This is a genomic window from Mannheimia indoligenes, from assembly GCF_036880405.1.
Lineage (GTDB): Bacteria > Pseudomonadota > Gammaproteobacteria > Enterobacterales > Pasteurellaceae > Mannheimia > Mannheimia indoligenes.
The window spans coordinates 24013-42841 of record NZ_JBAJJM010000002.1 but is presented as its reverse complement, the minus strand read 5'-3'; the positions used below and the strand labels follow the sequence as shown (position 1 = coordinate 42841).

The 18829-nt window shown below is 39.9% G+C and carries 16 protein-coding genes; 11 read left to right on the top strand and 5 right to left on the bottom strand.

The genetic code is table 11. The annotated features are described in order from the left end of the window. Positions 1-24 precede the first annotated feature (24 nt). The 6 genes from prfB to V6W77_RS01935 all read left to right on the top strand — a co-directional run bounded on the left by prfB (position 25) and on the right by V6W77_RS01935 (position 6844). Positions 25-1123, top strand: a protein-coding gene (gene prfB, locus V6W77_RS01960) for a peptide chain release factor 2 (protein ID WP_334253632.1) whose coding sequence is annotated in 2 segments (ribosomal slippage) — positions 25-99 and positions 101-1123 — 1098 coding nt in all. Because the reading frame shifts where the segments join, the coding sequence is not laid out codon by codon here. Positions 1124-1197: 74 nt separating this feature from the next. Next, positions 1198-2181, top strand: coding sequence for an AEC family transporter (locus V6W77_RS01955; protein WP_334253631.1), 984 nt, complete (start codon positions 1198-1200; stop codon positions 2179-2181). Positions 2182-2202: 21 nt separating this feature from the next. Then, complete coding sequence (locus tag V6W77_RS01950; protein WP_334253630.1) at positions 2203-3288, top strand: metallophosphoesterase; 1086 nt, start codon at positions 2203-2205, stop codon at positions 3286-3288. A gap of 229 nt (positions 3289-3517) precedes the next feature. Next, positions 3518-4582, top strand: a complete 1065-nt coding sequence (gene galT, locus V6W77_RS01945; protein WP_334253629.1) for a galactose-1-phosphate uridylyltransferase — start codon at positions 3518-3520, stop codon at positions 4580-4582. A gap of 9 nt (positions 4583-4591) precedes the next feature. Beyond that, a complete protein-coding gene (gene galK / locus V6W77_RS01940; protein WP_334253628.1) occupies positions 4592-5746 on the top strand; it encodes a galactokinase in 1155 nt (384 codons plus the stop codon). Between the two features lie 129 nt (positions 5747-5875). Beyond that, positions 5876-6844 (top strand): galactose-1-epimerase, encoded by a 969-nt coding sequence (locus tag V6W77_RS01935; RefSeq protein WP_334253627.1) that lies wholly within the window; start codon positions 5876-5878, stop codon positions 6842-6844. 35 nt (positions 6845-6879) lie between these two features. On the opposite strand, the gene V6W77_RS01930 is transcribed toward V6W77_RS01935, so the two are convergent. After that, positions 6880-7437, bottom strand: a complete 558-nt coding sequence (locus tag V6W77_RS01930) for a YtfJ family protein (RefSeq protein WP_334235923.1) — start codon at positions 7435-7437, stop codon at positions 6880-6882. Between the two features lie 192 nt (positions 7438-7629). Here V6W77_RS01930 and yajC point away from each other — a divergent pair, with 192 nt between their 5' ends. From yajC to V6W77_RS01910, 4 genes are all read left to right on the top strand, one after another. Beyond that, positions 7630-7923 (top strand): preprotein translocase subunit YajC, encoded by a 294-nt coding sequence (gene yajC / locus V6W77_RS01925; RefSeq protein ID WP_025216924.1) that lies wholly within the window; start codon positions 7630-7632, stop codon positions 7921-7923. Between the two features lie 36 nt (positions 7924-7959). Further along, entirely contained in the window at positions 7960-9801 is a 1842-nt protein-coding gene (secD, locus tag V6W77_RS01920; RefSeq protein ID WP_334253626.1) for a protein translocase subunit SecD, read from the top strand. A gap of 10 nt (positions 9802-9811) precedes the next feature. Next, positions 9812-10786: a protein translocase subunit SecF gene (secF, locus tag V6W77_RS01915; RefSeq protein WP_334234339.1), complete on the top strand. Its 975-nt coding sequence runs from the start codon at positions 9812-9814 to the stop codon at positions 10784-10786. 132 nt (positions 10787-10918) lie between these two features. Continuing rightward, positions 10919-12220, top strand: a complete 1302-nt coding sequence (locus V6W77_RS01910) for an NCS2 family permease (RefSeq protein ID WP_334229698.1) — start codon at positions 10919-10921, stop codon at positions 12218-12220. Between the two features lie 290 nt (positions 12221-12510). Here V6W77_RS01910 and fbaA read toward each other — a convergent pair whose 3' ends face one another. Continuing rightward, a complete protein-coding gene (gene fbaA / locus V6W77_RS01905; protein WP_027074148.1) occupies positions 12511-13587 on the bottom strand; it encodes a class II fructose-bisphosphate aldolase in 1077 nt (358 codons plus the stop codon). Between the two features lie 97 nt (positions 13588-13684). Then, complete coding sequence (locus tag V6W77_RS01900) at positions 13685-14860, bottom strand: phosphoglycerate kinase (protein WP_025236405.1); 1176 nt, start codon at positions 14858-14860, stop codon at positions 13685-13687. Positions 14861-15078: 218 nt separating this feature from the next. Between V6W77_RS01900 and V6W77_RS01895 the strand changes: the two genes are divergently transcribed. Continuing rightward, positions 15079-16467 carry an SLC13 family permease gene (locus tag V6W77_RS01895; RefSeq protein WP_334253625.1) on the top strand — a complete coding sequence of 463 codons (1389 nt, stop codon included), beginning with the start codon at positions 15079-15081 and terminating at the stop codon, positions 16465-16467. Between the two features lie 89 nt (positions 16468-16556). On the opposite strand, the gene V6W77_RS01890 is transcribed toward V6W77_RS01895, so the two are convergent. Both V6W77_RS01890 and V6W77_RS01885 read right to left on the bottom strand, forming a co-directional pair. After that, positions 16557-17915, bottom strand: coding sequence for a sodium-dependent transporter (locus V6W77_RS01890; protein WP_334229695.1), 1359 nt, complete (start codon positions 17913-17915; stop codon positions 16557-16559). An 85-nt stretch (positions 17916-18000) separates the two neighbouring features. Then, positions 18001-18828: a Dam family site-specific DNA-(adenine-N6)-methyltransferase gene (locus V6W77_RS01885; protein ID WP_283386186.1), complete on the bottom strand. Its 828-nt coding sequence runs from the start codon at positions 18826-18828 to the stop codon at positions 18001-18003. Position 18829 lies beyond the last annotated feature (1 nt).

Sequence of the window (18829 nt, the reverse complement as noted above, 5' to 3'; positions counted from 1 at the left end):
CAAAACTGAAAAAAGGAAGAAATAATGTTTGAATTGAACCCAATTAAAAACCAACTTGCGGATTTATCTCAACGAACTGAGGTAATTCGGGGGTATCTTTGACTTTGATACCAAAGTCGAGCGTTTAGAAGAAGTGAATGCCGAGCTAGAACAGCCTGATGTGTGGAACAAGCCGGAAAAAGCTCAAGCTCTCGGTAAAGAAAGAGCGATGTTGGAGCAGATCGTCAATACTATTCGCCAGTTAGAGCAAGGAATTGAAGATGTGGAAGGTTTGATTGAATTGGCGGTGGAGGCCGAAGATCAAGATACCTTCAACGAAGCCCAAGCCGAGGCCGATGAATTAGAGAAAAAACTGGCAGATTTAGAATTTAAACGGATGTTCAGCGGCCCACACGACAGTGCCGATTGCTATTTGGATCTGCAAGCCGGTTCGGGTGGTACAGAGGCACAAGATTGGACGGAAATGTTGCTTCGAATGTATTTACGTTGGGCAGAAAGCAAAGGCTTTAAGGCAGAGTTGATGGAAGCCTCCGACGGTGATGTGGCTGGAATTAAATCTGCTACGGTAAAAATTTCCGGCGAATATGCCTACGGTTGGTTTAGAACCGAAACCGGTATTCACCGCTTGGTGCGTAAAAGCCCGTTTGATGCGAACAACGGCCGCCATACTTCGTTCTCAGCTGCCTTCGTTTACCCTGAAGTCGATGACGATATTGATATTGAGATCAACCCTGCCGATCTTCGCATTGATGTTTACCGTGCCTCCGGTGCGGGCGGTCAGCACGTTAATAAAACCGAATCGGCGGTGCGTATTACCCATATGCCGAGTGGGATTGTAGTGCAGTGTCAGAACGGGCGTTCACAACATCAAAACAAAGATCAGGCGATGAAACAGCTTAAAGCAAAACTTTATGAGCTGGAAATGAGCAAGAAAAATGCCGAAAAACAGGCGATGGAAGACAATAAATCCGACATCGGTTGGGGCAGCCAAATCCGCTCTTATGTGTTGGACGACTCTCGCATTAAAGACCACCGCACCGGCGTGGAACACCGCACCACGCAACAAGTGTTAGACGGTGATTTGGATAAATTTGTCGAGGCGAGTTTGAAAGCAGGGCTTTAATTTACAAACTTTCGAGTAAAAATAACCGCTTATATTCCTCCTATTTAAGGAGGAATATCATCTTAGGTAATCAAATGAATATTTTCGACTCTCTTCAATTTAGCATTAGCGTAACATTACCCACCATTTTATTAATGTTATTCGGGATTTTTCTACGCAAGCGAAAATTCATTGATGATGCCTTTTGCAATATGGCATCAAAGGTGGTGTTTAACTTTACGCTACCGCCAATGATTTTCTTCAATATGCTAAAAAGCCCGTTGGATTTCTCAAGCCAAATTAGCTTAATTTCCACCGGTGTGGGAGGGTCGATATTAATTTATTTATGGGCGGAATGGTGGGCTGCAAAGCACATTGAAAACCGCCGTTATCGCTGTATTTTCACGCAAGGGACATTTCGTACAAATGCCGCAATTTTAGGCATTGCTTTAATCCTCAATGCCTATGGTGATAAAGCCTTAGCGGCTGCATCGGTCTATATTTCCTGCTTAGTGATTACCTTTAATGTGCTGGCGGTGATTACGCTAACTTCATCATTGAGCGAGAAAAAAATCAATGTGGGTAGATTGCTCCTTTCGATTTTGAAAAATCCATTGATTTTAGCCGTAATTGCAGGCTTAATTTTTAACTATTTTGAATTAGCTGTTTCAATTCCCAAACCGCTTGAATCCGCTGGCAAATTAATGGCAAGCTTAACACTCCCACTCGCTTTAATTTGTACAGGAGCAAGCATTAATTTCAAACAATTGAAGCAATTTAATCAAGGAACAGAAAGTACCATTAATAAAATTGTGCTGTTTTCTGCTTCCATTCGGTTAATTTTTGCCCCGATTTTCTTTCTCCTGCTCGGTAAATTTGTATTTAAACTGCCACCGATGGAGCTTGGCATAGCCTTTGTTGCTGCCTCTGCTCCTGTAGCAGCAGCTACTTATGCAATGACGAGAAGCTACGGTGGAGATGGTGAAGCCGCAGCAAATTTAATCGGCATCACTACTCTTGGCTCAATGTTCAGTGCCAGCATCGGGCTATTTTTATTAAGACAACTAGGCTGGGTTTAGCCTCTCATTTAAGGAATGCTCTTGGAATATCGTTACTACATCACCACCGCCATTGTGGTTGTGGTACTACAACTATTTTTATACAGCTTTGCAAAAACAATCGGCTGGTTTTTTAATTTATCAGCAAAAAGTCGAAAAATTGTTCACTTCATCACATTTTTAGCCATTAACACAATGGTTATTTTGCACGTTACTCGTACATTTACCCTATTTCGGGTAATGGCATTTGTATTGGTACTTTTGCTATTTGCATTTTTTGTGAGTTTTTTGACCGCTTTCATTTACAAACTAACCAAAGGAAATCCTTCCGTTAATCGTAGCTTGAAATTCATCTACCCTTTTGCCTTCTTAGGCTTAATCGGGCTTGGCTTTTACAATGCCTATGTGCCAACGGTAGTTCATTATTCCATTAAAATAGATAAACCGTTAGACAAACCACTCCGCATTGGTATGGCAAGCGATCTCCATTTAGGAAAATTATTTGGGGCTAAACAACTTGACCAACTGGCAGAGATTTTTAATCAAGAAAAAGTCGATTTGATTTTGCTACCCGGCGATATTATGGACGATAACCTCGAATTTTATCGTTCAGAAAATATGCAAGATTCATTTTCTAAACTCAAAGCACCATTAGGCGTTTATGCCACACTAGGCAACCACGATTTCTTTGGGGCTCAGGAAAGTATTGCACAAGCTATTCGTAACGCCGGAATTACTGTTTTATGGGATCAAGCGGTCGAAATTAATGGAAAATTTGCAATTGTTGGGCGTAATGATGATTTAGTGAAAAATCGCCCTTCTGCCGAGCAATTATTGCAATCAGTAAATACCAAATTGCCTGTGTTCTTGCTCGACCACCGCCCAACTGAAATTGAAAAACACGCCAAATTACCGATTGATATTCAAGTTTCAGGGCACGCTCACAAAGGGCAAGTTTTCCCTGCCAGTATTATTACCAAAATAATATATAGACTGCATTACGGCTATGAAAAAATCGGGTTGGGGCATTATTTTGTAACCTCAGGCTACGGTTTCTGGGGTGTCCCGATGCGGTTAGGCTCGCAATCTGAAGTGATGATTATTGATGTAGAAGGGAAAGATTTTTAATCATAGGGTGAAACTTGCCCGCTATTGCGATATAAATTGAAATAATTAGTAGGGCAAGCCACCAATATCAACAAACATCACCAAAAAACAAGCTGACAAAAATGGAGAACTGCTTGCAAAATTTTCCGCAAATCTGACCGCTTGACATCATTATTTTGTGATCTATATCACAGTCATTTTTCCTCACTTTCGCTATACTTTTCATATAGTTAATTTCGAGGAGTTTTATATGAGCGAGTTTGTCCTCAACGATCATCCACACCGCCGTTTTAATCCGCTGAAAAATCAGTGGATTTTAGTTTCTCCACATCGGGCAAAACGTCCGTGGCAGGGGCAACAAGAAGAAGTCGTGCAAGACGATAAGCTGAGCTACGATCCGACCTGCTATCTATGCCCCGGCAATAAACGCATTACCGGTGAACAGAATCCAAATTACACCAAGCCGTTTGTGTTTAAAAACGACTTTTCTGCCCTACTGCCGGACACACCTGCCCCAGAGCCGAACCAAGATCCGCTGTTCCAAATCTCACACACACAAGGTGAAAGCCGTGTGATCTGCTTTTCGCCCGATCACAGCAAAACCTTGCCACAACTCTCGGTTGATGAAATTACCGATGTAGTAACAGTTTGGCAAGAACAGGCAAATGAGCTGAAAGAGCGTTATCAATGGGTACAAATTTTTGAGAATAAAGGCTCGATGATGGGCTGCTCTAACCCTCACCCACACGGGCAAATTTGGGCGAGTAATTTTCTGCCGAATGAAATCACCATTGAAGATGAATGCCAAGCCGATTATTTTGCAAAATATAGCTCACCACTTTTATTAGATTACGCTAAGCGTGAACTAGAGAAAAAAGAGCGAATTGTAGTGGAAACGGAAGATTGGCTTGCCGTTGTGCCTTACTGGGCGAGCTGGCCGTTTGAAACATTGTTACTGCCGAAAGCGAAGCAATTTAAGTCGATTACCGATCTGAACGAAGCGGAAAAAGCTGATTTAGCCTTGGCGTTGAAACAACTCACAACTCGCTACGACAATCTGTTTAACATCAGCTTCCCTTATTCGATGGGCTTCCACTTTGCTCCGTTTAACGGCAAAGAAAATACACATTGGCAACTGCACGCCCATTTTTATCCGCCGTTGTTGCGTTCTGCTACCGTACGTAAATTTATGGTCGGCTATGAAATGATGGCAGAAACCCAGCGTGATTTAACCCCGGAACAAGCGGCAGAACGTTTAAATGCGGTAAGTGATACTGAACACTATAAAGATAAGAAACCACAAATCGAAAAATAAGGAATTTGAATGAAACCACAAGAAATTGCTGTTCAAAAATTTGAAGAACATTTTGGTTATAAAGCAGAACGCACGGTATTTGCTCCGGGCAGAGTGAATATTATTGGCGAACACACTGATTATAACGACGGATTTGTTATGCCTTGTGCGATTAATTACGGCACGGCGGTAAGCTTTGCTAAACGTGATGACAACAAATGGCGAGTGTTCGCCCTTGATATTAACGAACAAGATGAATTTGACCTAAGCCAACCAATTGAGCCAAGTAAACACAAATGGGCGAACTATGTGCGTGGTGTGGTGAAATTTGTGCAAGTAAAATGCCCTGATTTCAAACAAGGGGCTGATTTAGTGATTACCAGCGATGTACCGATGTCGTCGGGACTAAGTTCTTCCGCAGCTCTTGAGGTATCAATTGGTAAAACAGCTCAATTGTTGGGAGATTTGCCGCTTTCTCATACTCAAATCGCATTAATTGGACAAGAAGCAGAGAATAAATTTGTCGGCTGTAATTGCGGAAATATGGATCAACTCACCTCAGCTTTAGGACAAAAAGATCATTTTTTAATGATAGATTGCCGTAGCCTTGAGATTAGTCCAACGCCTGAACCACAAGGTTATTCAATCGCCATTATTAACTCCAATGTGAAGCACGACTTAGTAACGGGTGAATACAACAGTCGTCGTGAGCAGTGCGAATTTGCCGCTCACTTCTTCGGTAAAGCAAAATTGCGTGATGTAAGTGCAGAGCAATTTATTGAACAAGCCGCAGAACTGCGTGATGCTAATGAACTTGCCTATAAACGTGCAAAACATATCATCAGCGAAAATCAGCGTGTGTTAGAAGCTGCAGAAGCCCTAAAAGCGAATAATATGGTTAAATTGGGCGAATTAATGGCAGCTTCGCACGACTCTATGCGTGATGATTTTGAGATTACCTGCCCTGAAGTCGATTGCTTGGCTGAAATCGCCCAACAAGCAATCGGTAAAAATGGCGGAGCAAGAATGACAGGCGGTGGCTTTGGAGGCTGTGTAGTATGCTTAGTGTCAAATGATAAAGTGGAAGATCTTCGCCAAGCCGTTGCTGAAAATTATGAAAAGCAAACAGGAATTAAAGAAACCTTCCATTTATGTACGGCTTGTGATGGAGTGCGTGAGGTCTAAAATCTCCCGACCTAGCACAAGCCGTGCTAGGTTAAATTATCCTAGCTCCTTCGGAGCTGAAAAATAAGAGCCACAGCGTGGCTCAGATTTCTAACCCCATACGGCTCGTATGGGGCAAAGAGGTATATTATGAACCTATTCACCATCGAAAACTCATTTTTAAAAATTACCTTGTCAGATCTAGGGGCTACTTGGCTCTCTTGTGTGGTAAAAATGCCTAGTGAAGAGCGTGAAGTATTAGTAACCACTTCTGCAAAAGATTGGCAAAAACAGACCGCTTTCTTTGGGGCAAGCATTGGGCGTTACGCCAACCGCATTGCCAATGCGGAATATTCACTTAACGGCAAAACCTATCGGCTTGCCAAAAATAATGGCAATCATAATTTGCACGGCGGCACGCTCGGCGGTGATAAAGTAGTTTGGAAGATGGAAAGCCAGAGCGAACAAGCGGTCAAATTTAGTTATATTTTTGCAGATAATGAGGAAGGCTTTGGTGGTGAAGTGAAAGCCTTTGTAGAATATCGTTTAACCGATAATGAACTGCAAATCAGCTTTGATGCAACAACAAATCAAGATACACCACTTTGTTTAACCAACCACGCTTATTTTAATCTGCAAGGTTCAGAAAATATCTTAGCTCACCAGTTGATGATTAATGCTGAGGCGTATTTGCCGGTGGATTCAAGCGGTATTCCGAATGCTCCGCTTAAAAAGGTGGAAGGCACAGGTTTTGACTTCCGCACGGCTAAAAAAATCGGGCAAGACTTATTGGCTGATGACGACCAAAAAGCGGTAAAAGGTTACGATCACGCCTTTCATCTTGCAAAAAATAGTGAAAATCTGACCGCTTGTTTAACTGTGGAAGATTTAAAAATGGAACTCCGCACCTCAATGCCTGCCTTGCAGGTTTATACTGGCAACTGGCTAAAAGGGCAACCGAATTTGACTAATGGCGAATATGGGGATTATGCAGGCGTGGCGTTAGAGCCTGAATTTTTCCCGAATTCCGTGAATCAACCTGAATTATTACAATTTGGCGGCATAACCAAAGCCGGAGAAAATTATCATCATACGATAAGTTATCGGTTTGTAATTTGAGAAAAAATAGGCAGGTAAAACCTGCCTATCATTATTTACTGCATTAACGTTTTAACTAAGCTTATCACTTCTTCAATCTGTTTTGACGAAAGAGCTCCTTCAGTCGCAAATCTAACTTTGCCCGATTTATCCAATACCGCAATAAAACTCTCTTTTTCTTTTAGATTCCACGCTTTTCTAACATTGCCTTGTTGATCTAACACGACTTGGCTGCGTGGATTTTCTAATTTACCGTCTTCAACATTATTTTTCACAAAAAGCCCGGTTCCCACAATCGCATCATCCGCATTTACAATGGTTAATGTTTGATATTTGATAGGATCAAAAGCTGCATTTTTTAATGCGTTAATTAATGCGTCATTTTTACTCTTTACTGAACTTCTTGCTGCAAAATGAAGCACTACTCGCACTTTTCCGGCAACGGCTGATGAATTCCAACTTTTATAAGCAATTTTGCCTGATTGAATCACTAATTCGCCATCTTTTGCCACCGAAACGGCTGGCAAAGATTGATTTAATTTTACATTATGAGCAAAACTCATATTTGCAAAAAATAGTCCAAAAATAACCGCTAGTTTTCCAACTTTTCTCATTTTTTCTCCTCGTTTTTATAAAAACCGACATAACTTTGTAAACAAACGAAACGATTTTACCCAAATTTTTGTTTAAAAGAAAAGCATTCGATGAATTTTTCTACTCGTTAATTCATTGAATTTGTGGTATTTTAACAGGCGTTTTTATAACATCAATTTTTTATACCACTTAACACAATTTAAGGAGTTTTTATGCAACAAGGTGGCGGAATGGAAATGATCTTTATTCTGATTGTTTTCGGTGCAATTTTTTATTTTATGATTTATCGTCCACAGGCAAAACGCCAAAAACAACAACGTGAATTACTGGCAAGCCTCGCAAAAGGCGAAGAAGTATTAACCAGCGGTGGTTTAATCGGTAAAATTACGAAAGTAACTGCAGATAATGACAACATTGTTATCGCATTAAACGACACAACTGAAGTAACCATTAAGCGTGATTTCGTGGTTGCTGTATTACCTAAAGGCTCATTAAAATCACTTTAATGCCTCTAATCAAACCTTAACATTTGGGGATTTATTGTGTTAAACCGTTTCCCTCTATGGAAGAATTTAATGGTGATCTTCGTGATCGCCATTGGCGCTTTATACGCCCTTCCAAATTTATATGGCGATGATCCATCTGTACAAATTTCCGGTACTCGTGGACAACAAGCTACACCTGAAACTCTTACTCAAGTTCAATCTACACTTTCATCAATGAATATTCAGCCAAAGTCAGCCGTGTTAGAAAATGGTTCGATCTTGGTTCGTTTAGAGAGTACTGAACAACAACTTCCCGCCAAGGAAAAAATCTCCGAAGCATTGGGTAATAACTATTCTGTTGCATTAAACCTAGCACCGGCAACACCAAAATGGCTATCTGATATTGGCGGAAGCCCGATGAAACGTGGTTTGGACTTGTTAGGTGGCGTTCGCTTCTTAATGGAAGTGGATATGAACACGGCTCTTGCAAAACAGCAAGACACCTTACAAGACAGCTTGCGTAATGATTTCCGCAAAGAAAAACTGCAATATAAAGCGGTCAAAAAAGGTGAAAATTTTGCAACTGAGATTGAGTTTGTTGATAACGAAACAGCTGAAAATGCGGTTCGTTTAATTCGCCGCTCTCACCCAACGCTTGATATTTTAGTTAAAGATAATAACGTAACGTTAACCCCGTCAGAGCAAGCTCTTTCTGATTCTCGTAGTATGGCAATTGAGCAAAATCTTTCAATTTTGCGTAAGCGTGTAGAAGAATTAGGGGTTTCAGAGCCAACCATTCAGCGTCAAGGTGCTGACCGCATTGTTGTGGAATTACCGGGCGTGCAAGATACTGCTCGTGCAAAAGAACTTTTAGGAGCAACTGCAACCCTTGAGTTCCGTTTAGTAAATACAGAAGCAAATTTAGCTTCTGCAGCTAAAGGGATTGTACCAGCCGATTCTGAAGTACAAAACACGCGTGATGGTGAACCTGTTGTATTACGTCGTAAGCCGTCTTTAGGTGGCGAGCATATTATTGATGCGACTGCCGGTAAAGATGATCGCGGATTACCGCAAGTAAGTATCAAATTAGATACTGAAGGTGGCGATATGATGGGCGAAATTACTAAAATGGCAATTAAAAAGCCAATGGCAACCCTTTATACCGAATTCAAAGATTCAGGTCGTAAAGATGCAAACGGCAAAGTCATTCTTGAAAAACACCAAGAAGTAATTAACGTAGCAACTATCCAAACCCGTTTAGGCAACCAATTCCAAATCACAGGTATTAACTCACCGGCTGAAGCTCAAAATCTTGCTGTTTTACTACGTTCAGGTGCATTAATTGCTCCAATCGTGATTGTGGAAGAACGTACTATCGGGGCATCACTTGGTGCAGATAATGTTAAACAAGGTATGGAAGCAAGTATGTTAGGCTTAGGCTTAACCATTTTATTCTGTTTAGCATTTTATAAAATGTTTGGGATATTCGCTTCACTTGCTCTTATTGCCAATATGATTTTAACCATCGGCTTAATGTCATTAATTGGGGCAACACTTACAATGCCGGGTATTGCGGGTATTGTACTGGCAGTGGGTATGTCGGTAGATGCGAATGTGTTGATCTATGAGCGTATTAAAGAAGAAATTCGTAACGGTCGCTCTATTCAACAAGCTATTCACGAAGGCTATAGTGGTGCATTCTCAAGTATTTTTGACTCGAACCTCACCACCATTTTAACCTCTCTTGTGCTGTATGCGGTAGGAACAGGTCCGGTAAAAGGCTTTGCGGTAACGCTTGCTTTAGGGGTAATTATTTCTATGTTTACCGCAATTACAGGTACTCGAATGCTGGTAAACTGGGTTTATGGTGGCAAACGCGTGAAGAAACTTTGGATTTAAGGTGGAATAAATGGCTATTGAAAATGTAAAACAAGATGTAGCAGACATTAAACTGCCTTATAAATTAATTCCGTTTATGAAATACCGCTTCATCGGTTTCATTTTTTCGATGATTGTGTCTGCATTATGTATTTTCACAATTGCAACGAAAGGATTTAACTGGGGCTTGGATTTCACAGGCGGTACGGTAATTGAAACCCAATTCTCTCAACCAGCAGATTTGTCAAAACTGCGTAGCGAGCTTGAAAATAGCGGCTATGGCAGTGCTTTAGTGCAAACAACAGGCAGTCAAAAAGATTTAATGATCCGCTTGTCTGCTAATGCCGGCGATATGAGCGTGGGAAATAAAGTGATGGAGATGATCCATCAAAAATTAGATCCAAATGCAACGATTAAAAGTATTGAGTTCGTTGGACCTAACGTAGGTGAAGAGCTTACACAAGGGGCAATTTATGCCACTCTTGCCACACTTGCGATGTTACTTATTTATGTAGGTACACGATTTGAATGGCGTTTAGCGGTAGGTGGTATTGTTGCTTTATTCCACGATGTATTAGTTACGCTCGGGGTATTCTCTTTCTTACAGATTGAGCTTGACCTTACCTTCGTAGCAGCGATTTTATCGGTAGTCGGCTACTCACTGAACGACTCAATTGTTGTGTTTGACCGTGTGCGAGAAAACTTCTCGAAAATTCGCCGTCTAAGTTCAATCGAAGTAGTGGATATTTCATTAAGCCAAACGCTTTCTCGTACCTTAATGACCTCTGTTACCACCCTCTTTGTGGTGTTAGCCCTATTCTATTTAGGTGGTCCAACACTTCATAGCTTCTCGCTTGCATTATTGATTGGTATTGCTTTTGGTACTTATTCATCAATTTATATTGCAATCGGTGTAGCACTACAACTTGGCTTGAAACGTGAACATATGGTTCAGCCTAAAGTTGAAAAAGAAGGTGCAGATCAAGAAGCCTTTATTGATTACTGATTAACGGTAAGACAAAAGCAGGATTTATTCCTGCTTTTCTTTTTTTACTTACGCAAACGTTTGCCAATTAATTTAAATTTCTGTAGAATTCGCCCACAAAATTTCCCATTTTATTTTTTCTTTGAGGTTTTTATGTCCTTATTTAAATTTGAAGAACGTGGTTCAAACGTTCGTCAAGAAGTGATCGCAGGTTTAACTACATTTCTCGCAATGGTTTATTCTGTGATTGTTGTGCCTGGAATGTTAAGCCAAGCAGGCTTTCCTGCGGAATCCGTATTTATTGCTACCTGTTTAGTTTCAGGTTTAGGTTCAATTTTAATTGGCTTATGGGCAAATGCACCAATGGCAATTGGTTGTGCAATTTCTCTAACTGCTTTTACCGCCTTTAGCTTAGTGCTTGGGCAACAAGTTTCTGTTCCTGTTGCCCTAGGGGCAATTTTCTTAATGGGTGTGGTGTTTACCATTATTTCTGCAACAGGTATCCGCACTTGGATTTTGCGTAATTTACCAAGCAGCATTGCACACGGTGCCGGTATCGGTATCGGTTTATTCCTACTCATTATTGCAGCAACTAACGTTAAATTAGTCGTAAATAGTGGTATGGATATCCCGGTAAAATTAGGCGATTTTACCTCATTCCCCGTATTAATGTCTTTAATTGGTTTAGCCGCTATTATTGGTTTAGAAAAGCTGAAAATAAAAGGCAGTATTTTATGGGTAATCATCGCAATTACCATTGTTGGGCTAATTTTTGATCCTAACGTAAAATACGCAGGCTTTTTCAAAATGCCAAGCTTTGGAGAAAATTCACTGTTTTTAAGTCTTGATATTATGGGGGCATTAAATACAGCCATTTTGCCTGTAGTATTTGCCTTAGTGATGACTGCAATTTTTGATGCAACAGGCACAATTCGTGCCGTAGCAGGTCAAGCTAATTTATTAGATAAAGACGGTCAGATTATTAATGGTGATAAAGCCTTAACCTCCGACTCTTTCGGCTCAATTCTATCAGGCTTATTCGGCACAGCCCCCGCAGCAGTTTATATTGAATCAGCAGCAGGTACAGCCGTTGGCGGTAAAACCGGTTTAACGGCGGTAGTGGTGGGTATCGGCTTCTTATTTATGCTGTTCTTTCAACCCCTTGCATTCTTAGTACCAAGCTATGCTACTGCCCCTGCGTTAATGTATGTGGGATTATTGATGTTAAGTAATGTTTCAAGATTAGATTTTAGCGATTTCGTTGGTGCAATGGCAGGTCTTGTATGTGCGGTATTTATTGTACTAACCGCAAACATCGTAACAGGTATTATGTTAGGTTTTGCAACACTCGTGATTGGTCGCTTAATTTCAGGCGAAGCAAGCAAGTTAAACTTAGGTACAGTTATTATTGCTATTATTTTAGTAGCATTCTATGCCTTTGGTTTGGCTATCTAATTTGCAAAAAATAGATGCAAAAAAGACCGCCCGTAAACATTTTTTATCTGCCCATAAACTGACAGTTCATAAATTAACTTAAATATTGAGCTCTGTACTGTACAGAGCTCTATTTTTTTAAGCTTAGTTTATTCATTCTATAATAACGAATATACCTGTATAACGCCTGTTTCAAATCAACAATGTAGAAAATTAACAACAATAAAAAATCTGCACCTTAATCAGTTGGTTTAATTGTTCAACTTTTGGGGTGCAGATCAAGCGGTCGAATTTGCTAAAAACTTTGCAAATTATAATACGTTCACGCAGTTTAAGTCTTCGAAAGATTGCTCTAAGCGTTTAGACATAGACTCTTCCATTTTGCGTAACCAAACACGTGGGTCGTAGTATTTTTTGTTTGGTGCGTCTGGGCCTGTTGGGTTGCCTAATTGACCTTGTAAGTATGCTTCATTTGCTTTGTAGAATTGAAGGATACCGTCCCACGCAGCCCATTGGGTGTCGGTGTCGATGTTCATTTTGATTGCACCGTAGCTGATCGCTTCACGGATCTCTTCACGAGAAGAACCTGAACCACCGTGGAATACGAAGTCTAATGATTTTGCCGGTAAACCACGCTCTTTAGACACATACTCTTGTGATGCACCTAAAATAGACGGTTTTAATTTCACGTTACCTGGTTTATAAACACCGTGTACGTTACCAAATGCCGCCGCAATAGTGAAACGAGGGCTGATTGGGCTTAATTGGTCGTAAACGTATAATACTTCAGACGGTTGAGTGTAAAGTTTAGACTCATCCACATCTGAGTTATCAACGCCGTCTTCTTCACCACCGGTTACACCGATTTCAATTTCAAGGGTCATACCGATTTTGTCCATACGAGCTAAGTACTCACGGCAGATTTCCATATTTTCTTCGATTGGCTCTTCAGATAAATCGATCATATGTGATGAGAACAATGGACGACCGGTTTCTGCGAAGTGTTTTTCGCCCGCTTCTAGTAAGCCATCAATCCAAGGAAGTAAGTTTTTCGCAGCGTGGTCTGTGTGAAGAATAACAGGCACACCGTATTCAACCGCTAATTGATGAACGTGTTTTGCACCAGCAATCGCACCTAATACATCCGGGCGAGCGCCTGAAGTTGGTTTGATACCTTTACCTGCGTAGAATTGTGCACCACCGTTTGAGAATTGTACGATTACCGGTGATTTCACACGAGCTGCAGTTTCTAATACTGCGTTTACAGAGTCAGAACCTACACAGTTTACTGCAGGAATTGCGAAGTTGTGTTCTTTAGCGTAAGCGAAAACTTTTTGTACGTCGTCGCCTGTTACCACACCCGGTTTTACGATGTTTAATAATGACATTTTTGCTTCCTTTATATATGAAATGTGCAAATGCACATTGTTAAAATACGCGGTCAAATTTGCAATATTTCATTGAAATTTGACCGCTTGTAATTAATTAACCGTTTGCACGCTTCTCTAAAATTTCCACTGCCGGTAATACTTTACCTTCAACGAATTCTAAGAACGCACCACCACCGGTTGAAATGTAAGAAATTTTATCTTTGATGCCGAATAAATCAATAGCCGCTAATGTATCACCACCGCCTGCGATAGAGAATGCCCCGTTTGCAGTTGCTTCAGCAATCGCATTTGAAATGATTTCCGTACCTTTACGGAAGTTAGGGAATTCAAACACGCCTACCGGACCATTCCAAAGAATCGTTTTTGAATTGCGGATAATTTCAGCTAATTGCTCGGCTGATTTATCACCGATATCGAAAATAGATTCGTCTGCTTGTACTTCGTTCACCGCTTTTTCAGTTGCCGGTGCAGTTTCAGAGAATTCGGTGCCTACACGCACATCAACAGGCACAGGAATGTTCGTTACTTGTGCTAAACGTTTTGCTTCAGGGATTAAATCTTCTTCATATAATGATTTACCTACCGCGTTACCTTCTGCTGCAATAAAGGTATTTGCGATACCGCCACCCACGATTAATTGGTCAGCAATTTTTGATAAGCTGTCTAAAACCGTTAATTTAGTAGAAACTTTTGAACCACCTACGATTGCCAACATTGGACGTTGTGGCTCTTTTAATGCTTTGCCTAACGCATCTAATTCCGCTGCTAATAACGGACCTGCACAAGCAACAGGAGCATATTCTGCTACACCATAAGTTGAACCTTCTGCACGGTGAGCCGTACCGAAAGCATCCATAACAAATACATCACAAAGTGCTGCATATTTTTTCGCTAATTCAGGATCGTTTTTCTTTTCACCTTTGTTGATACGCACGTTTTCAAGCACAACAATTTCGTTTTCTTTTACATCAACGCCGTCTAAGTAATCACGCACTAAACGAACCGGAACACCTAAGTCTGAAGCATTTAAGTAATCTACCACAGGTTGTAACGAATTTTCTTCTTCAAATACACCTTCAGTCGGGCGACCTAAGTGAGAAGTTACCATTACTTTAGCCCCTTTTTGTAAGGCTAATTTTAACGTTGGAATAGTTGCCACAATACGAGCATCCGATGTTACTTTACCATCTTTTACCGGCACGTTAAGGTCAGCACGAATAAATAAGCGTTTACCTGCTAAATCAAGGTCAGTCATTTTAATAACAGACATAGTTTGTTCCTCTTTTGATTAGAATTTAAAAAGTGATAACAGCTTGATTATATCAGCTTCTAATCATTTTGAGCTAACCTAGATCAAATAAAGTGATAATTTTTATAAATTTTCTGAAAATATTTCTCTTTAACAATTTTTTAACCTTTTTTAAATAAAAAGTTCTGGTATAGTGAAAAAACCTTCGATTTAAGATAACAAAATGATTAGGAGTTTATATGTCTAGCACAGCTAAAAATCCTTTAAGAGGGTTAATTATACTTGCTGTTGATATTGTGATTTTCTTTCTATTACTGCAATATCTTCCTTTCAGTGAACAAGAAAATAGAGGCTTAGCCCTGCTTGTTTTTATTGGTATTCTTTGGCTTACTGAAGCCTTCAATATTACCGTAACTGCCTTGATGGTGCCAATATTTGCTATCGGGCTTAACGTACTACCCACCAAAGCCGCTTTTGCTCCATTCTCAGAGCCAATTATTTTTATGTTCTTCGGAGGGTTTGTGATTGCAGCGGTGTTAAATATCCAAAAAATCGATCTTTGGATTGCTAATCACGTTATCCGCTTAGCCAAAGGTAATTTAAAACGTACCGTTATTTATCTATTTGCGGTAACCGCTCTACTCTCCCTTTTTATTAATAATACCGCTGTAGCCGCAATGATGTTGCCACTCACACTTGGTATTCTACACAAAGTAGATCTTAAAACTAATCGTAACCTTTATGTTTTCGTATTACTAGGAATTGCCTTTAGCTCCAGTATCGGCGGTATTGGCACACTAGTTGGCTCTGCACCAAATGCGTTATTGGCTTCTCAGATTAAAATCTCATTCTCTGAGTGGCTACCATACGGTATGCCGGTTGCAATTTTGCTGATGATTGCAATGGTTATCAGCTTACTCGTTATTCTAAAGCCAAACTTTAACGTGCCGTTTAATGTTGAAATTGAAGATTCGAAACTCAACGGAAAACAACTTGCTACTCTCATCATTTTTATCATTACTGCAATTTTATTGACTTTTAGTAGCTATATTGAGCCTTTTATCCGCAATGCCTTAATGTTAAAAGAATCAATTAAAAATTTTGATGCAGTAATTGCAATGGTCGCAGTTGTCGCACTTTGTATTTGTAACACCGCTACTTGGTCTGAAATTCAAGGACGTACCGAATGGGGAGTGTTAATGCTATTTGGTGGCGGATTAGTATTAAGTATTGTGTTACGAGAAACAGGTGCGAGTAAGATTCTAGCAGATACTATCGTTAATTATATCGGTACGAAGCATTGGCTGATTATGACCTTAGTAATGACAGGCTTCATTGTATTTTTAACTGAGTTTACTTCAAATACCGCAAGTGCAGCCTTGATGTTACCAATCTTTATTACGGTTGCAAATTCGCTCGGTTTACCGCCAATTTCGTTAGCGGCAATCATTGCTTGTGGTGCTTCTTGTGCCTTTATGTTGCCTATTGCAACCCCTCCAAATGCAATTGTATTTGCAACAGGTTACATCAAGCAAAGCGAGATGGTAAAAGTCGGTCTTATACTAAATATTTTCTGTGTAACCATTATTGGTTGCTTGTCTTATTTCTTCTGGATGACTTGGCATTAATCGTAAAAAAATTATGCTTTTTTAACCGCTTGTAAAAGTAAAAAGCTGTTTGAATACGCATTCAAACAGCTTTATTTATATGTTTCACTCTACAGTGAATTAAAGAAAATCACTAAAATAATCACAGGGATCACAAAGCGAACGTAATTAAACCAAATATTAGTCAATGTTTTACCCGCTCCAAGCTCTTCTTTTGCTTCATCTTTTAATACAAAACCGACAAAAATAGCACTACCTAATGCGGTTAAAATGAAGAGAATATTTCCGCTGATATAATCGAAGGCATCAAAAATGCTTTTGCCCATAATTTGCACATCTTTTAGCACATTATCACTTAATGCTGACGGGATATTGCCTAGTATAAAAATGGTTGCTAAGGTAATAAAAATTGCTTTCTTACGGCTGATATTTGCTTTTTCTTGAAGAGCAGTAATAATCACTTCATAAATTGTTAATGAGGTGGTTAAAGCCGCAACAACCAACAAAGCAAAGAAAATAATCGCAAAAATCGTACCGCCCCACATATTTGAGAAAACAATCGGCAAACTTTGGAAAACTAATGTCGGACCGGAATTTGGTGCAACACCAAAGCTGAATAGCGATGGGAAGATCATAAAACCGGCAAGAACCGCAATAATCGTATTCATCACGCCTGTAATAGTCGCCGTTTTAACGAGGTTTTCATTTTTATCTAAATAGCTTGAAAGCGTAATTAACACACCAAACCCTAGACTTAATGCAAAGAACACCTGCCCTAATACAAACACAAAAAGTTTTGGCGTGATTTTAGAGAAATCAGGCATCAGATAAAATTTAATTCCCTCAACCGCTCCCGGTAAAGTTACATTGCGGATAACCATTACCAGTAAAAACACAAATAGGATCGGCATCAAGTATTTAACTGAACGCTCAATACCATCAACGATTCCTTTCACTAAAATAAAATAATTTACCAGCACAAAAATAGCAGTATAAGTAATAATAATCGCCGGACTATTAAAAATACTTTGTTGGAAAAATTGATACGTGGTTTCTACCGTAACAGGCGTTGAAAGATCAAGGTTGCCCGTAATTAGGCTACCAATATAATTGAGTACCCAACCACCGAGCACCATATAATATGCCAGAATACCAAATGCACCGAGTAACCCCATATAGCCTAGTATTTTCCAAGCAGGGGAGATTTTTTTACCATTTGCCGAACCACCGAAGGCATCAACGGCATTCACCCGCATTCTTCTGCCAATCACATTTTCGACTAAAATCATTGGAATGCCGATCACAATCATTGCAATGCAGAATAGGAATACATAAGCACCGCCACCGTTTTCCCCCACTAAATATGGGAAACGCCACGTCGCTCCAAACCCTACAGTTGCTCCTGCAACAGTCATAATATATGCCAATCTGCTAGACCACGATTGACGCTCTTCATTTTGATTTGCCATTTGATACTCCATAGGCATAAAAATAAAAAATAACGATTAAATAATAAACACAAGCGGTGAAATTTTTAGAAAAATTTGCAAATGATTAGGAAAATAACGCAAATAGTTCGCCAACTTTAATTCGGGAATCCGCTTTCTGCCCAATTGAACGCTGCACTTGCACTGATGTGATTTGAGCGGATTGATAAATCAGCCGAGTAAAATCAGTGTCGTGATTTGAAATTAATACAGGAATGCCCTGCTCTTTCATCTCTAGGGCAAGATTTGCCAAGCGAGCTTGCTGTAACAAACTAAATCCCCCTCCTGCGTATTGAGTAAAGTTAGTCTCTTGCAATAACGGGGCATAAGGAGGATCGCAATAGATAACACAATCTATCGCACTATTTTTTACCAGCTCAAACACCTGTTCAAAATCCGCACAAATAAAAGTCGCTTTTTGAGCTTTTTCTGCAAAAAACCGCAACTCATTTTCAGGGAAATAATGGGTTTTATAACGCCCAAACGGCACATTATAACCTTTTTTTTGGTTATAACGACATAACCCGTTATAACCAAAACGATTTAAATAGAGAAAAATAACCGAACGGCGAAAAATATCTTTTGAACGATTAAATTCCGCACGGCGTGCTTTATAAAAGGTTTCAGTATTTGCTTTTGGGTGTAGAAAAAGCAATTTTGTTTGAGCGATATAATGCTCAACATCTGCTTTTACCGTATTGAAAAGATTAATTAAATCAGGGTTAATATCGGCAAGGATATAGTGTTCAAAGTCAGTATTCAGAAACACCGAACCCGCACCGACAAAAGGCTCAACTAGACAAGCCTTTTTCGGCAAATGGGTTTGAATATCTGAAATAAGGCGATATTTACCGCCCGCCCATTTTAAAAAGGCTCGGTGTTTAGAATGACTCATT

What these genes read in the sequence shown, in the direction of transcription:
- V6W77_RS01955 (WP_334253631.1), top strand. Translation starts at nt 1,198, where the DNA reads ATGAATATTTTCGACTCTCTTCAATTTAGCATTAGCGTAACATTACCC.
- galT (WP_334253629.1), top strand. Translation starts at nt 3,518, where the DNA reads ATGAGCGAGTTTGTCCTCAACGATCATCCACACCGCCGTTTTAATCCG.
- galK (WP_334253628.1), top strand. Translation starts at nt 4,592, where the DNA reads ATGAAACCACAAGAAATTGCTGTTCAAAAATTTGAAGAACATTTTGGT.
- V6W77_RS01935 (WP_334253627.1), top strand. Translation starts at nt 5,876, where the DNA reads ATGAACCTATTCACCATCGAAAACTCATTTTTAAAAATTACCTTGTCA.
- V6W77_RS01930 (WP_334235923.1), bottom strand. Translation starts at nt 7,437, where the DNA reads ATGAGAAAAGTTGGAAAACTAGCGGTTATTTTTGGACTATTTTTTGCA.
- yajC (WP_025216924.1), top strand. Translation starts at nt 7,630, where the DNA reads ATGCAACAAGGTGGCGGAATGGAAATGATCTTTATTCTGATTGTTTTC.
- secF (WP_334234339.1), top strand. Translation starts at nt 9,812, where the DNA reads ATGGCTATTGAAAATGTAAAACAAGATGTAGCAGACATTAAACTGCCT.
- V6W77_RS01910 (WP_334229698.1), top strand. Translation starts at nt 10,919, where the DNA reads ATGTCCTTATTTAAATTTGAAGAACGTGGTTCAAACGTTCGTCAAGAA.
- fbaA (WP_027074148.1), bottom strand. Translation starts at nt 13,587, where the DNA reads ATGTCATTATTAAACATCGTAAAACCGGGTGTGGTAACAGGCGACGAC.
- V6W77_RS01900 (WP_025236405.1), bottom strand. Translation starts at nt 14,860, where the DNA reads ATGTCTGTTATTAAAATGACTGACCTTGATTTAGCAGGTAAACGCTTA.
- V6W77_RS01895 (WP_334253625.1), top strand. Translation starts at nt 15,079, where the DNA reads ATGTCTAGCACAGCTAAAAATCCTTTAAGAGGGTTAATTATACTTGCT.
- V6W77_RS01890 (WP_334229695.1), bottom strand. Translation starts at nt 17,915, where the DNA reads ATGGCAAATCAAAATGAAGAGCGTCAATCGTGGTCTAGCAGATTGGCA.
- V6W77_RS01885 (WP_283386186.1), bottom strand. Translation starts at nt 18,828, where the DNA reads ATGAGTCATTCTAAACACCGAGCCTTTTTAAAATGGGCGGGCGGTAAA.